14 protein-coding genes are annotated in these 15,344 nt (G+C 38.6%); 11 read left to right on the forward strand and 3 right to left on the reverse strand.

All coding sequences use genetic code 11. The features are described from left to right. The first annotated feature begins 143 nt into the window (after positions 1–143). The 7 genes from C200_RS03395 (at position 144) to C200_RS14465 (ending at position 7,525) form a co-directional block, all read left to right on the forward strand. On the forward strand, positions 144–389 hold the full coding sequence (locus C200_RS03395; protein WP_016212030.1) for a hypothetical protein: 246 nt from the start codon (positions 144–146) through the stop codon (positions 387–389). 91 nt (positions 390–480) lie between these two features. Next, on the forward strand, positions 481–1,143 hold the full coding sequence (locus C200_RS03400) for an O-methyltransferase (RefSeq protein WP_016212033.1): 663 nt from the start codon (positions 481–483) through the stop codon (positions 1,141–1,143). A 123-nt stretch (positions 1,144–1,266) separates the two neighbouring features. Next, positions 1,267–2,394, forward strand: coding sequence for a hypothetical protein (locus C200_RS03405; protein WP_016212032.1), 1,128 nt, complete (start codon positions 1,267–1,269; stop codon positions 2,392–2,394). A gap of 625 nt (positions 2,395–3,019) precedes the next feature. Beyond that, positions 3,020–3,631 carry a hypothetical protein gene (locus tag C200_RS03410; protein WP_016210978.1) on the forward strand — a complete coding sequence of 204 codons (612 nt, stop codon included), beginning with the start codon at positions 3,020–3,022 and terminating at the stop codon, positions 3,629–3,631. 164 nt (positions 3,632–3,795) lie between these two features. Further along, positions 3,796–4,746 carry a chemotaxis protein gene (locus tag C200_RS03415; RefSeq protein WP_016210984.1) on the forward strand — a complete coding sequence of 317 codons (951 nt, stop codon included), beginning with the start codon at positions 3,796–3,798 and terminating at the stop codon, positions 4,744–4,746. Positions 4,747–4,759: 13 nt separating this feature from the next. Beyond that, positions 4,760–5,104, forward strand: a complete 345-nt coding sequence (locus C200_RS03420) for a hypothetical protein (RefSeq protein WP_032126304.1) — start codon at positions 4,760–4,762, stop codon at positions 5,102–5,104. Between the two features lie 237 nt (positions 5,105–5,341). Beyond that, positions 5,342–7,525, forward strand: a complete 2,184-nt coding sequence (locus tag C200_RS14465; protein WP_016210983.1) for a protein kinase family protein — start codon at positions 5,342–5,344, stop codon at positions 7,523–7,525. 15 nt (positions 7,526–7,540) lie between these two features. On the opposite strand, the gene rnt is transcribed toward C200_RS14465, so the two are convergent. After that, the gene (gene rnt, locus C200_RS03430; protein ID WP_016210981.1) at positions 7,541–8,179 is read right to left on the reverse strand and encodes a ribonuclease T; all 639 of its coding nucleotides are present in this window, start codon (positions 8,177–8,179) and stop codon (positions 7,541–7,543) included. Positions 8,180–8,208: 29 nt separating this feature from the next. Beyond that, positions 8,209–9,408, reverse strand: coding sequence for a Bcr/CflA family efflux MFS transporter (locus C200_RS03435; RefSeq protein ID WP_016210987.1), 1,200 nt, complete (start codon positions 9,406–9,408; stop codon positions 8,209–8,211). A 237-nt stretch (positions 9,409–9,645) separates the two neighbouring features. Between C200_RS03435 and prfB the strand changes: the two genes are divergently transcribed. The 4 genes from prfB to C200_RS03455 all read left to right on the forward strand — a co-directional run bounded on the left by prfB (position 9,646) and on the right by C200_RS03455 (position 14,725). After that, positions 9,646–10,744 (forward strand): peptide chain release factor 2 gene (gene prfB, locus C200_RS03440; protein ID WP_098082804.1). Its coding sequence is split into 2 segments (ribosomal slippage): positions 9,646–9,720 and positions 9,722–10,744, totalling 1,098 coding nucleotides; the frame shifts between segments, so codons are not numbered across the junction. A gap of 111 nt (positions 10,745–10,855) precedes the next feature. Then, entirely contained in the window at positions 10,856–12,394 is a 1,539-nt protein-coding gene (gene lysS / locus C200_RS03445; RefSeq protein ID WP_016210986.1) for a lysine--tRNA ligase, read from the forward strand. A gap of 953 nt (positions 12,395–13,347) precedes the next feature. After that, positions 13,348–13,845: a hypothetical protein gene (locus tag C200_RS03450; protein WP_017377817.1), complete on the forward strand. Its 498-nt coding sequence runs from the start codon at positions 13,348–13,350 to the stop codon at positions 13,843–13,845. Between the two features lie 235 nt (positions 13,846–14,080). Continuing rightward, the gene (locus C200_RS03455; RefSeq protein WP_017377818.1) at positions 14,081–14,725 is read left to right on the forward strand and encodes an outer membrane beta-barrel protein; all 645 of its coding nucleotides are present in this window, start codon (positions 14,081–14,083) and stop codon (positions 14,723–14,725) included. A 104-nt stretch (positions 14,726–14,829) separates the two neighbouring features. On the opposite strand, the gene C200_RS03460 is transcribed toward C200_RS03455, so the two are convergent. Beyond that, the gene (locus C200_RS03460) at positions 14,830–15,102 is read right to left on the reverse strand and encodes a hypothetical protein (protein ID WP_155274408.1); all 273 of its coding nucleotides are present in this window, start codon (positions 15,100–15,102) and stop codon (positions 14,830–14,832) included. Between the last annotated feature and the right edge of the window lie 242 nt (positions 15,103–15,344).

A 15,344-nucleotide genomic window follows, 5' to 3' on the forward strand; every position in this document is an offset into this window, starting at 1 on the left:
TGTGACGCGGACAGCCGAGGGTTTATAAGCCGCCCCGTTTGCCCCGCCGATTTTGCATCATTGGATGTGCAAAATACCTACCGAGGTAGCGACGCTTACGAACCGCACCTGTTCAGGTAAACTGTAACTTAAAAAAAGCATTATTGTCAGTTAAGAAAATTGTCGATGGCGAGGAGATTAAAGTACTTTCTGAAAATGATCCGAGAAAAAAAGGGGAATGGTTTAAAGAGTTTGTTAAAAATTTAGTTAGAAATCTGTTTGGTAATAATAGCAAAGAAGTTAAAAAACTATCTGAAAGTACAACTTCTCTTTTTAAAGATGCTTTAAGCAATCATCACAAAGAGCCTCTACAACCGGTGCCAGGTTCTGTAGTCGTGATGGCGTGTTAATGCTAATGCATGATGATTAGTCTTTCGTTTTGTGTTATTGAAATTTAGATGTAGTGTTAGATGGGTTATTAATAAAATAGGGATAGTAAATATGTCAAGGCAGAGTTTATCATTATCAGCTGTGGTACATAATTATTTAATTTCACATACTGTTAAAGCGTGCACCGTTAAACAGGAACTAAAGCATAGAACGTCTGATCTGGCTGAATCTAACATGCAGATTTCACCTGAGCAAGGCCAATTTATGGCAGTTTTAGCACGCTTAATTTCAGCCAAAAAAGTGCTAGAAATTGGAACCTTTACTGGTTATAGCAGTTTATGTGTTGCAGAGGTTTTACCTGAAGATGGCCAATTAATCGCCTGTGATGTCAGTGAAACATGGACAAATATCGCCAAAGAATATTGGCAGATGGCAAACGTCACTGATAAAATTGATTTGCGCTTAGGTCAAGCAATAACAACACTAAAAAAATTAATTGAAGATGGCAATAGTCAAACATTTGATATGGTATTTATTGATGCTGATAAAATTAATTATAAAAACTATTATGAATTATCATTAAAACTATTAAGACAAGGCGGCGCTATTATGATTGATAATGTGCTGTGGGGCGGTAAGGTTGCTGACAGTGCAATTACTGATAAAGAGACGTTAGCGATTCGAGAGTTTAATGATTTTATTTTTAATGATACACGCGTTAAAATGTGCATGTTACCTTTGAGTGATGGCGTGACGTTGGCTTATAAAGCATAATGAGCAGTAGTTTAAGGCTCAACTTTAAGGTTTAACAGGAAAAATTAATTGGATAAAGTTGATATTTGTTAATAATTAATTAATAAATAAATATTATGATAATAACAAGGGAATGTAATTTTAATGTTTGATTTAATTGAACTATGGTCCGGTAATGTACAGCCAGAGCTGGAGAGTAAATCTTACCCTCGCGCAATCAATCCAAGCTCTGTGACTGCAAAGTTCGATGCGAAAACCTCTCAATCCAGTTTTGAGTTTACTGATGGTTCACCAACTGTTGTATTTGTTAGTGATAAAAAAACGTTGCATCCAGTTAACCGCTATAGGGATTTGCCGACGATTGAGCTTACTGATTCTGAAAGACGTGCTGTAGCGAAAAAATTAAGGCAGTTAGCAGAAAATCCAAAGTTTTATGACGGTAAACAAATGGTTATTACTGCAGCGCTCTATGACCCTGGCACAAACACTATGTATATGGAAGCGAAGCAAGTGCCTTACTCGGTATTGGCAACGCTTAGAAGTAGAGAGTTTGCTCAAGAAAGTGAATTGTATAAATTAACATTATTTCAAACCGGAGTGCTTTCTCCTTTAGTGACTAAAGATGATTGCCTGGTATTAATGGAAAGAAGCCAGTTTGGCCTGATGTCACAACCCGGTGGTTTTTTAGAGCCGGTTAAAGGCAGGCTAAACTTTAGTCGTGGTGATTTGGTGGTGAGAACGGCGATTGCAGAAATCACTCAAGAAATAGCAGGCATAGCCGGGAGTTGTGAAAATAGACTGTTATTTACCTTGCCTACAATCAGTGCTGTTTCAATACGTATGACAGAAGGGCGAGGCATGGGGACCATTGAGTTTATTGCTCCAGTGTATGTTAATGCTCATAGCCACTATCTACAGCAAGTGATTGCCGATAATTTAGCGGTTGATAGAGACGAACATACGGGTAAATCCATGGTGGTAAGCTTAGATGAAAGAGATCGTGGTGTGCTTGTTGATCAGGTATTAACGGGCAGTGCCGTACCGCCTGGCCAGCCTCTTTATCTGCCTATGCTAATCAGTGCTGCAAGGTTAGTGAATCCTGGGAACTCTGTGCCTCGGGCATTACCCAGTAGTCATTCTATGGCCATTCCTGTAAGTGCGATGACGCCCGCAGTTGAACGACCATTGCCTTTGACATTATTTCAACATTTTGAAGAAAAAACAGGGCAAATTCCTGATAGAAGTCAGGCAGCGCTATCAAGTGAGATGTAGCCTTATTTTTTAATTTCTTTGAGTAACTTTTGTTTTGATGGTTGAATTTGCAATGAAATATTTCATCAGTTCAATTTGCTTATTTTTTGCTAAGTTACAGTGTTTTATGTACATATGACACCTTAACAAATCAAATATTAGGTGTCAGCCACTAAAGAAATTTATAATGTATTGCTAAAAGCTAGTTAATTATAGCGCTCGATCAACAGTTTCTGACATACTATCAGTAGGTTAAAAAATACAATAAGGAAAAACGATGCCTTCTCCTTACAGTTATGACNNNNTAGGGTTCGCATGAAGCTTGATCAAGATGAAATAAATTTAGAGACAGCGCTTAGTCAAGTAATGAAGTCAATGTCAGAAACTATTCGTTGAGCGCTATAACATGCCTCACTGAATCGGGTGAGGCATGTTGATAAACGAGAAAAATTATTTTATTGCATTTTTTGATCTAAATATTATGGTGTTATTTGCTAGCTATTTATAATAGCTTATCTTACTTTATCTTTGCTTGTTTTAATAAAATTTTCTTATGACTTTGGTTAAAAGTAAAGATGATTGAAAAATATATATTTTTAATGTATGTCTGTATTTATAATGCCATGACTTAATAAAGGTTAAATATATGCCAAAAAAAATTTTTATATTTGATCTGGATGAAACTTTACTTTGTGCTTCAGCAGCATTAAGCCGGCTTAATGCCGTTGAGAAAGCACCTTCAAGTTATGATCCTTATCATGGATTCTTTGCAGAATGTTATACATTACAAAAAGAAAAAATGACGGCAATTATGCAAGGAATTCTTGCCAATGGTGATAAAGTTGGCTTTATAACAGCAGGAAGTATAAGCAAAGAAAGCATCAAGTGCTTTTGTTTAAGTGAGTATGGTATTGATTTAAGTGATGATTTTAAGCACTATAATAAGGCATTAGATAAAATGCCGGCACTAAAAGAGCTGGCAGAAAGTTACAGCGTACCTTATTCTTATATTGTTTTTGTTGATAATAGTTTAGACCATATTAAACCTGCCTATGATGCGGGTTTTAATGTGGTTTATGCGGATAATAATTCATCTGACATTACAAATGGCCTTAGCTATATCGGGCAGTTAGAAATAATTGTTGCTGAGCGAGCTCGGCAAAGAGAGCAAGAGTTGAGTGCTGATTCTACCTTTATATTTTACCGGCCTTCAGATAATCCAGATACTCGCTTCCCTACTATTGATTTTGACTGTTAAGTTGTTTTTTTATATTTGATATTAAATTATCAATGAAGTTAATAGGGTTTTGATAAAAAGTAAAATAATTTAAAACGTTAGTCTGTCTGTTCACATTTGCTACTGGCAGTGATCTTGCATGATCGATTTAATTGGTAGATTTCGATCGGTTTTGGGTGCCCGTTATGGCAGGTGTTTTAGATACTGTAGATGCTCGCACGCAGTTGGTGGGTAAAAATAGATTAGAGTCATTGCTGTTTAAGCTTTATGCCGATAAAACATATGCAATGAATGTTTTTAAAATTCGTGAAGTATTGCAGCCCATTGCATTGACTAACATTCCTGAAAGTCACCCTTTTGTACTTGGGGTGGCTTATATCCGCGGGCAGGCTGTGCCGGTGATTGATTTAGGCCGCGCAGTCGGTATGCAAAGTCTTGTCGGACGCAAAGATGCAGTGGTGGTGATTTCTGAATATTATGGCAGTACACAGGGCTTTCTAGTGGGCAGTGTTGAGAAGATTATTAATATTGAGTGGAGTGATATTCGTGAGCCACCGGATGGCTTAGGTCCATCGCATTATTTAACAGCAACATTATTGGTCGATGAAGAGATTGTTGAAGTCATTGATGTTGAAAAAGTTTATGCAGATATTGTCAACCCTACGATCGATTATCGCGATATGCAATTAGATGATAACTTAAATACTGAGGGTATGGCTATTTTAGTGGCAGATGATTCGAGTTTTGCCCGTAGCCATATCTGTAAAATTTTAAGCAAGATTGATATTGAAGTGATTACTAAAAATAGTGGTGCAGCCGCTTTTGAGTTTTTGCGAGAAGAGGCGTATAAAAATAATGTGGATGTTGCAAAAAAATACCCATTGGCGATTACTGATGCCGAAATGCCAGAAATGGATGGCTACACGTTGACGGTCAATTGTCGTAATGATCCTAAACTACAAGATTTGTATATTGTCTTGCATACGTCTTTAAGTGGTGGCTTTAATAAATCCATGGTTGAAAAAGTCGGCTGTGATGGTTTTATTCCAAAGTTTAACCCAAAAGAAACGGTGGAGCTTGCGGTGAAACGGATTCATGCGCTGAAGGCGAGTCCAAGCACTCAAGTAAGTGATTAACTATGGAGAAATGATGGATAAAATTAATATAAAAAATAAGTTGCTTGAAGAAATGGCAATTGAGCAACATGCAATAGTAATGGCTGAGTTTATTTCAACTGTTTTGTGTGAGCAATTAGAAGATATTGTTAAAAAGCGGCCAAAAGTTAAAGAAACTCCAGTATTAATGACATTAACGGCAGAGTGTCAAGTTAGAACATTGACATCGGCATGTTTGAAGGCGCTAGGCGCCCTAGCAAATCGTTTTGTTGATGAAGATGATTTAGAAGAGATGTTTTTATCTATGCTTGAAGTACATAGTGATTTTTGTCTACAAACATTACAACACGCTGTTAAAGAAAAAGAGCAACTAGAATGAAATTTATTTTGCGAATAAATAATAATTTATGAATATTAGTTTTATTTTATAAAAACTCTCACTATATAGTAAACATAGATAATAATTTATCTATATCTAAATGTTGTTAAAAATTAATATTTAAATATGTAAAATTTTTTTTGCATTGATTTTATATATTCTCTATGTAAATTTTAAGTTATCTTCCTTTTGTTTTTCATATCTTTAGTAGTTACTAGAGGTTGGGGGTTAGGTCATATGCCAAGTGTTATATGGTACTCAAAAGAGCAAAAAGCTAAAGAATGGAGTGTTGCTAATCATTTATTGGCTAATGCTTGTAATGGAACAAAAATTAAGCGCTCACATCAAAAAATTCCAATTAGTTACCCTGACCCAAGTCAGCCAGGTTCTCGAGTTTGCCTAAGCCATTCATTTATTAAAGTTGGTGATAAAGTTTTCGTAATGGCAGGAGAAAGAGATTATTTAGGTGAGGGAGTGTCTGGAAAAGTAAAACTAGCTGAAGATGAACAGGATTATTTATATGTTTTAAAAATTAATCATGCTCATACTAGTATTAACAAGCTAGAGAAGAATATTGCCAAAGATGTGAATATTTTTCATGGCGAAGCGGGGCGTTTTAGCTCACAGGGTGCGTTTAAGCAGGTGATTGCCTTAAGTTATTTGGGAAAAGATTTAGAGGAAATAAAAAAGTTAAATCTTAAAAAAAAATCAACTGATTATATTGGTTTTTTGGCTGTTGATGAAGTTTTAAAGCTACATAAAGGTGAACTGTCTGCAAAGGGTATAAAGTATATACACGTTGACCTAAAGTTAGATAATTTATCGTTAGCCCCTGATGGCAAACGAGTGCATTTGCTTGATTATGGTTTGTCAGTACCCGCGAGTAATGCCGCATTTGGTTTACGGCGAGCGCATGAGGATGTAGTTATTAATAATAGGTACCCTCAATATGCCCCAGAGACGCGTGATGGCAAATGTGAATTTTCTTATCAATCTGATATTTTTTCTTTGGGTTGTGCATTCATGAGGTTGTTAGCAGATGACTCTGTACTGGAACCTATTGCGAGGCTAATGTGTGATGAGGAACCTACATCGCGACCAAGTTTAGAATTAGTTAAAGTAGCTTTTTTAGCAGAAATTTATAAGCATTCGACTGAACGTTTAGAGCAGGCTCTAGTTGAATATGGTTGTGTTATAACAGATCCAAAATTCGCGAGAAAGGTTTTTCAAGCTATGCTTGATCCAGCCCAAAGCTCGTTGTTTATTCAGTCTATTAACGGTTTGATCTGCTCCCTGCATCCTCGGCCATTACAAACTGAGGATTGGCAGAAACTGCTAGAGAGTAATCATCTGCAAAAAGTGGTTATTAAGCTCGTTTGCGCAGAGGTTAATCTCCAAGGAAAGTGGCAAAGTATTTTATGGAACTCTAACCTGCAAAAAGCAATTCTTAGTCTTGAAAGTTTAGATGATAATTTAACTAGAGATTTACAGCAGCTTTTAGAGAATAATAATTTACAAGAGGCAGTTGCAGCACTTTATAACGTAGGCGTTAGCCTTAAAAAAAATTACCAGTGTCTTTTAGATACTCCAAGTTTACAAAAGGTTATTATCGGCCTTAGTCATTCAGATTTTTATTTAGCTAGAAATTTACATGACTTATTGGAAAATAATAGTTTTCAACAGGCGGTGATTATACTTGATCAAGCGGGTATTGATTTTAAAAGAAGCTGGAATGGACTGTTATGGAGTACGGAGCTTCAACAGGTAGTTATTGCATTAGGTCAAGCACAAGTTGACTTAAAAGCGAATTGGCAGCAGCTGCTAAGTGATCCTGATCTTCGTAAAGCAGTTATGGTATTGGCTAACGCAGGTATTTCTTTAGGTGGAAATTGGCAGCAGCTTTTAGAAAATGCGAGCTTGCAAAAAGTAATCGTTAATCTTGATGATGCAGGCTTTAATTCAGCTGAAAACTTACAGCAGCTTCTAGAAAACAGGAGCTTGCAAAAAGCGGCGGCTGTATTAGATAAGGTGGGAATTGGCCTAGAAGGCAATGCTCAGGAGCTTTTAGCAAACTCTAATCTTCAAAAAGCCTTGGCGGCGGCAAATGATTATTTAAGTTATGATTTTTCGCGTTTGGGCTTAAGTCATGGACATCATGGTAAAAACCAAACAAAGCAATTTGTTCGACATTTGATGGCAGGTGAAGATAAAAGTGAGTGTGGGGTTAAAATGGAAATGAGCCGGTGGGTCAAAGGTTATGGCACTTTTGCTCGCTCATCAAGCACTCAGACATTATCGCGTTTAGACTTTGCTTGTGACTCTGGGTTATTTCCTAACTCGAGTGCTACGCTGTTTTTTGCAATGAGTAAAGTAGACCGTGAAGCTATGAAACAAGAGGTAGTAAGCTTCTCTGGAAAATAACTTGGGACTAAACAGTTAGTGGTGGCTATTAACAAGAGGCCAGCCGCCGAGCGCTTGCCAGCGATTAACGATTAGGCAAAATAACTCAGCGGTTTTTTCAGCATCATAATGTGCACCATGGGCTTTGGTATAATCAAACTCAATGCCTGCAGCTTTACAGCTGATAGCAAGTACAGTTTGGCCGACAGCAAGACCGGCGAGTGTTGCGGTATCAAAGCTGCTAAAGGGGTGAAACGGATTGCGTTTGATGCCTGATCGGCTCACGGCTTTATTTAGAAAGTTTAGGTCTAAGATAGGGTTATGACCGGTTAAAATCGCACGATTACAGTCACTTTCTTTAAGCTTTTCACGAATTGGGGTAAAGATTTTTTTTAAGGCTTCAGCTTCGTTGATGGCGCCGCGCAGTGGGCTATCGGGGTCGATTTTATTAATTTTAAGGGCTTCTGGATCGATATTGGCCCCTGCAAATGGCTGAACATGTGTTGAAATCGTCTTGATAGGGACTAATTGTTCTTCGTCATTAAAGTCGACGATTACCGCAGCAATTTCAAGTAAAGCATCGGTTGCCGCATTAAGCCCCCCTGTTTCAACATCAATAATGATAGGTAAAAAACCGCGAAAACGTTGAGCTATTGATATTGATGGTGTTGGCATGGGTCTCTCTATGGGTATATCGGTGACTGTTAAATTTCGGTTGTCTCTTGATGGCTGGCAATACAGCTGTAATAGGCTGTAATAGTAATCAAAGTTAGCATACAGAGCAAGATCGCCAGGGGTTCGGCATTGTTTTGTGGTATCAGTGCTGAAAGTGTTGTAAAGACGCCGGAACCTAGGTTTTGAATGGCACCGATAAAGGCCCCAGCCGCCCCTGCAATATGACCAAAGGGGATCAGGGCACCAGTGGTGGCGAGCGGAAACATCAGGCCTGCGCCAATGAAGTAAAAAAACATCGGGATGACTATGGCATAGGCATTAAAGTAGCCAAAGTGAGCAAGAGCGAGCATGCTCACTGAACCTAATATTAGGGCGCTGATGCCGGTTTTCATAATGTGTGGGATGCTGTGTCTGTGATTGAGATGGGTCGCTAAGTAGCTGCCGATAAAATACCCTGGCAGTGGGGCAATAAATAATAAACTGACGGTATTGGGACTGTAATGTAAGGTACTGGCAAAGAGCACGCCAGCGGAGGCTTCAAAGACGGTAATACCGGCAATAGAGACGGTTAAGCAGGTAATGTAACCAATAAATTGGCGATGGCACAGCATACTTTTATATTGGCGAATCAGTGCGTTAAAAGGTGTTGGCGCGTTATCAGGGGCGGGATGAGTTTCAGCAAAGAACTTAAATTGTAGTGCAAAAACAACGGCACTAAAGGCGAGTAAGAAGGCAAAAACCGCACGCCAACCGATTAAGGTAGCAATTAAACCACCGATCAATGGTGCAATAATGGGGGCAATCACCAGTGTTGCGCTCATTATGCTATTGGCCTTAAGGAGTTCTTTGCCGGTAAACAAATCACGCATGACTGTACGTATCATCGCGCCTGCTGAGCCTATACCTAAGCCTTGTACAAAGCAGCCGAGCAATAAGGTTTGTATATTTAAAGCAAAGGTTGCGATGATGGTACCAATTGCAAAGATAAGTAGGCCTAAAAGAATAGTGGGCCTGCGGCCATAGCGATCGGCAAAGGGGCCATAAAAAAATTGCGAAGCACCGTAAGAGAGTAAATAAGCGGCCATCAGGCTTTGCACGTGCGTGGGTCGGGTGTGTAAGCTATTGGCAATTAAACTGCTGGCAGGGACAAAAATAGTATTGGCAAATTGACCGACCGCAGCGAGAATAATCACTAGAAACAAATAGCGCCCAAAACGTACATTTTGCATAATTCACCCTTTATAATTTTATTAAAACCAAATCAATGACGATTTTAGGGTATGTATTCATCTTCACTACCCTGGAAAAATTAACAAAAGATCCATTTAAAGACGGGCTGATTATAACAGAAAATCAGTGGCTGCCAAGCATCGCTACAAGGGTTTAGTCTTCGGTGTTTTTTCGTTAGAATAACAGCTATTTTCAGATAATGATTCATATTAATAATGACGACAATGGGAGCATGTATGTTAGAAGTACGGGCATTACAGGTGCGCCTGGATGAGTTTGCCGATCGTGTGAGCTCACTTCGGGGGTATCTTTGACTATGATCTTAAATGTGAGCGCTTAGTTGAAGTGGAGCGTGAGCTAGAAGCCCCTGATATTTGGAGCCAGCCTGAACGTGCGCAAGAGCTGGGGCGTGAACGGGTGCAGCTGGAGAGCTTAGTTGAGCAATTTAAGAATATCTCAGCGCGTATTGTCGATGCAAAAGATTTAATAGAGCTGGCGGTTGAAGAGCAGGATGCAGAATCACTAGATGAGGTGGTCAGTGAAAGTGATGCATTGGATGAGAAAATTGGCCAGCTTGAGTTTCGACGTATGTTCTCTGGGCAGATGGACCCTAACAATGCCTATTTAGATGTGCAGTCTGGCTCAGGAGGCACTGAAGCACAGGACTGGGCAGAAATGGTCCTGAGAATGTATTTGCGTTGGGGTGAACAAAATGGCTTTAAGACGGAGTTGGTTGAGGCGTCTGCCGGTGATGTGGCTGGGATTAAAAGTGCGACGATTCATTTTCAAGGGGAGTATGCGTTTGGTTGGTTGCGCACGGAAACTGGGGTGCATAGGCTAGTTAGAAAATCGCCCTTTGATTCAGGCAATCGTCGCCATACGTCGTTTTGCTCTGTATTTATCTCGCCAGAAGTGGATGATAATATCGATATTGATATTAATCCAGCAGACTTGCGTATTGATACCTATCGGGCCTCTGGTGCGGGTGGTCAGCACGTTAACCGGACGGACTCTGCTGTGCGTATTACCCATATACCAACGAATACTGTCGTGCAGTGTCAGAATGATCGTTCCCAGCATAAAAATAAAGATCAAGCAATGAAGCAATTGCGTGCTAAATTGTACGAGCTGGAAATGAGCAAGCGTAATGCCGAAAAACAAGCCTTAGAAGAAGGTAAATCAGATATTGGTTGGGGGAGTCAGATCCGTTCCTATGTTCTGGATGCCTCACGCATTAAAGATTTACGTACTAGCGTTGAGACAAGTAATACTCAAGCCGTATTGGATGGCGATTTAAATGCGTTTATCGAAGCGAGCTTGAAAGCCGGTTTATAGTTTTAGTTTATTTTTTTAGTAAAAATTAAAAATCTGAAAAAATAGCAGAAAAGAAAGAAATAGCAATATTATATAATATTTAAAGAATTTTTAGTGTAAAAGGCAAAGATAATGACTGAAACTGACCAATCATCGCAAGAGCTCGAGTTCAATGAAAACGAGCATATCGCTCAGCGTAAAGCCAAGTTGGCTGAGATGCGCTCTCAGGGCGTGGCATTTCCAAATGATTTTCGCCCCGAGCATCATGCAGCACAGTTAACGGCTGAATTTGATGAGAAAACTAAAGATGAGCTAGAAGCATTGGCTTACCCTGTTAAAGTGGCTGGGCGCATTATGCTAAGACGTCTTATGGGTAAGGCTAGTTTTTTACATATTCAAGATAGCACAGCACGCCTACAGGTCTATTTGCGTCGTGATGATTTACCTGAAGGCCAATACCACGCTTTTAAAAGTTGGGATTTAGGTGATATTGTTGCAATTGAAGGGGTGATGTTTAAAACCAATAAGGGTGAGCTCTCTGTTAAGGCCAGTAATCTGCGTTTATTGACTAAAGCTCTGCGGCCTTTGCCGGACAAACATCATGGCTTAGCTGAAGTGGAAACCCGTTACCGCCAGCGCTATTTAGACCTGATCGTTAATGATGAATCTCGTAATGCGTTTATTATTCGCTCAAAAGTAGTCGCAAGTATTCGTCGGTTTTTAACTGAACGTGATTATATGGAAGTCGAAACACCGATGTTGCAGGTGATTCCAGGTGGGGCGAGTGCACGTCCATTTATTACTCATCATAATAGTCTGGGTTTAGATATGTATTTGCGTATTGCGCCCGAATTGTATTTAAAGCGCTTAGTGGTCGGTGGCTTTGAGCGGGTGTTTGAAATTAATCGTAATTTCCGTAATGAAGGCTTGTCGACGCGTCATAACCCGGAATTTACCATGTTGGAATTTTACCAAGCGCATGCGGATTATCATGATTTAATGGACTTAACTGAACAGATGCTCCGCACAGTGGCCACAGAGGTTTTAGGTCAAGCTCAAGTACCTTACCAGGGTGAAGTCTATGACTTTGATCAGCCTTTTGTCCGTATGAGCATGATCGATTCGATTTTGCACTTTAATCAAGATATTCATCGTGAAGATTTAGTCACTTTAGCGAGTGCCATTGCTGTTGCTGAGCGCACAGGAGTAAAACTTAAGGGTCATGAAGGTCGTGGTAAGGTTATTACAGAGATTTTTGAAGCGACGGTCGAAGAGCAGTTACGTCAACCGACGTTTATTACTGAATACCCAGCTGAAGTTTCACCATTAGCGCGTTTGAATGATAATGATCCATTTATTACCGACCGCTTTGAATTTTTCTGTGGCGGTCGTGAGGTTGCCAATGGTTTTTCTGAGCTCAATGACCCTGAGGACCAAGCAGAGCGCTTTAAGCGCCAGGTTGCAGAAAAAGATGCTGGGGATGCTGAAGCCATGCATTATGATGCAGATTATATTACTGCGCTTGAACATGGTATGCCACCGACTGCGGGTGAGGGCATTGGTATTGATCGTTTGGTGATGCTCTTTACTGATAGCTCATCGATTCGTGATGTGATTTTATTTCCACATATGCGTCCACAGCAGGACTTACGCATTGACAACAAAATCTAGGCTCCGTTGACATTTCCATATATAATGGTTAAGAATAAATGTCAACGGAGCCTAGTTATGCACCCACAAAAAATTGGTATTTTCAGTACATTTTTTTTCATAACTTGTATGAACTTTTGTCATAAACTCATACTTTTGCTCTCTTCAGAGAGTTTGTAAAAAAGTGATTAAAAGGCTAGATCTATTGATGTCTCTAGCTTTCATGTTTTAAAACAGCTGTCAATGCGTAAGTCCTGCACAGGTAAAATAGTGTGGGGCTGTGCTAATTTTTAAGTGAGCCTTGTGTGATAATAGGTTAATTACGAATAGAAAAGAGGCGTATTGCCTCTTTTTTATTTATTAAAGAGCTTAAGCGTATAGCTGATTATGCAAAGTTAGCTTTTCGAGTCATTGTAAAAAAACGTGATGATTGAAAAGCGTCTTAGTTTTAATTTTAGTTTTGGCAAGTTTAGAAAGTATTAAATTATCTTACAGGACTTACGCATTGACAACAAAATCCAGTTATGCACCTATAAAAAATTGGTATTTTCAGTACGTTTTTTTCATAACTTGCATGAAGTTTTGTCATAAGCTCATATTTTTTACTCTCTTCGAAAGTTTGTAAAAAAGTGATTAAAAGGCTACAGCCATTGATATCTCTAGCTTTCATGTTTTCAATAAGCTGTCAATGCGTAAGTCCTGTATTGGTGCAAAAATGGGCTTAAGCCGTTCTTTGTCATCGGCAGGAAAGTGTTACTTGGAAAAATTAAACTGCGATAGGACTGCACTACAAAGTAAAAAAAGTAAAATTTTCGGACATTTTAAAATAATTTAAAGTAAAGTTTTTTATTTTTTTATGGTTATTTTAAGAGGAAGTTTCTAGTTGTTTTGCCTTGATTTCAAGGTAGAGTTTCTTGTGTTTGAAATAATGTGAAAATGATCAGTGAATTTTTAAAATCTAAGGTTATATTTTTATGAAAAAAACATCGTTAGCTGTTATTTCTTTAGGGTTGTTGTCTGTAGCAAGTTTAACCCAAGCAGCAACAGTGGCTAAAACAGTCTGTAATATAAACATTACAGTACCGAGTAATCCGAGTTCACAAGGTGAAACTCAGTATTCTGATGTTGATTTTAATGCGATTGGGTCAGATGGAATTGTTCTTGGCACAATTAGTAATCTTGCACCGGGGAAACATAAAGTCCTGCCGATAGAGTGCTCTACATCTGAAGTTACGGGGGTAAAACTTTTTGCTGAACCACATTATAAAACAAACAATAATGAATCATTTAATGCGTCTTATGGCAGTTATCAATATATTGGCAATGGTTCAGAAAGTCAGCCAGGCGAGATACTGTTGGGGAGTACGGGAGTCAGTGTTACATTTACAACGCGAGATACATCTGGTCATCCTCAATTTGTAGAAGTGAGCAGTGAGGCTGCTAATAAAAAATTTAATGATATAAAATTTTAATTTTGACTTGATCACATACTGAGAGCCAGTGGATATTAGGTGTCTGGCTGGTTACCCTTTGTCATTTGAAATTTGCTTTATTGTGATTTAAGCTGGGTTATAGTCTTTATTTATTTGATAAAAGCTTTAGCTGACTCTTTAATGACTATTTAAGTGTATGTTGCTCTTCAGGTGAAGGGATAGTGAATCAATAGATATAAGCATTTTGTTTAATGTTGCTTAAGTGAAGGTACTCATGGTTATTAAGTTTTCTATACTGTCAGTTATTATTTCAATGCTTGTGAGCATATGTTCTTATGGAAAAGGCATAGATCAACAAGACACTAATATCTCACCAGTATTAGCAGATAGTAGACTTGGGGTGTATTTTGGCGGACAAATCGTTCCCTATGGTCATGACCTTCCTGAAGGCGCATCAATAAGTGATACATTATTTGGTTCTAGGAGCATTGGTTTGGGAGCGGTGCTAGGGTATCAGTTTAATCGATATTTTTCACTTGAAGGAAGTTTTTATTACTACAATGGTAGTTCAGGTAATACATATTCCGGTGATACATCTATTGGCCCTGAGCATCATTATCTTTATTCCGGCGCTATTAATGCTAAATTTTTATACCCTGTTTCTCGTCGTTTTACCGTATTCGGTTTAACAGGAATTGCTTTAACACATGAAGATACATATAACAAAGTGATCTATTCTCCATCATCTTCTACTGTTATGGTTGATCAACAAAATAATAGACTTATGCCTCAAGTTGGGGTGGGGATGGAGTTTTACCTCACACCTGGTTTTTCTCTTTCTAGCTCTATGATTTATATGTTTAAAAATAACATTAACAGCATCACTTATTTTCCTATTGGAGTGAACTATCATTTCTAATTTTTGACATATGCTGTTAACTGAGCTGAGAACAAGCGCAAAATAGAGCTTATATTTTACCTACCTATTATAACAATTAGTAGGCTATATTAGTCGATGTTGGGCTAAGGCTGATGTGGTGGTCTATTCTCCATAGATTCTACTGGACTAGCTGCACTGGTGTTTGCTTGTTGTTGCGAAAAAAATGGCAGTTCTGATGGCTCAGGAGTGTCTGCTGTCGTTTGCTCATGGCTGCGGGTTCTTATTTTTTCTAAAATTTTAGCGCAAACGCTTGTCGAACCTGAATAAAGACTTTTTAAGCTTGTAGAAGTTATAAGATCACTTTCATATTGCGATAATTGTTCGGTCAGCTGTTGTAAAGAGGGTTCTTTCGCCATTAAATAATCAAAAGCTGCTTGCATGGCTTGAGATTGATATTGCTTGAAGCGGTTGCTTAAATCGTGTATTTGACTTTCTGAGTCGAGTTCGGCTTTGACTTCTTGATAAACTTGCTGAGTTTCATCACGAATAGCTTTTAAACATAAGTAACTTTGATTAAATCCTGTAATATTATTAACTCACCTTACGCACTGACATGATAAACAATGTATAATGAAATCTGATAGATACAGGGATTTCA

This window comes from Piscirickettsia salmonis LF-89 = ATCC VR-1361, from assembly GCF_000297215.2.
GTDB lineage: Bacteria > Pseudomonadota > Gammaproteobacteria > Piscirickettsiales > Piscirickettsiaceae > Piscirickettsia > Piscirickettsia salmonis.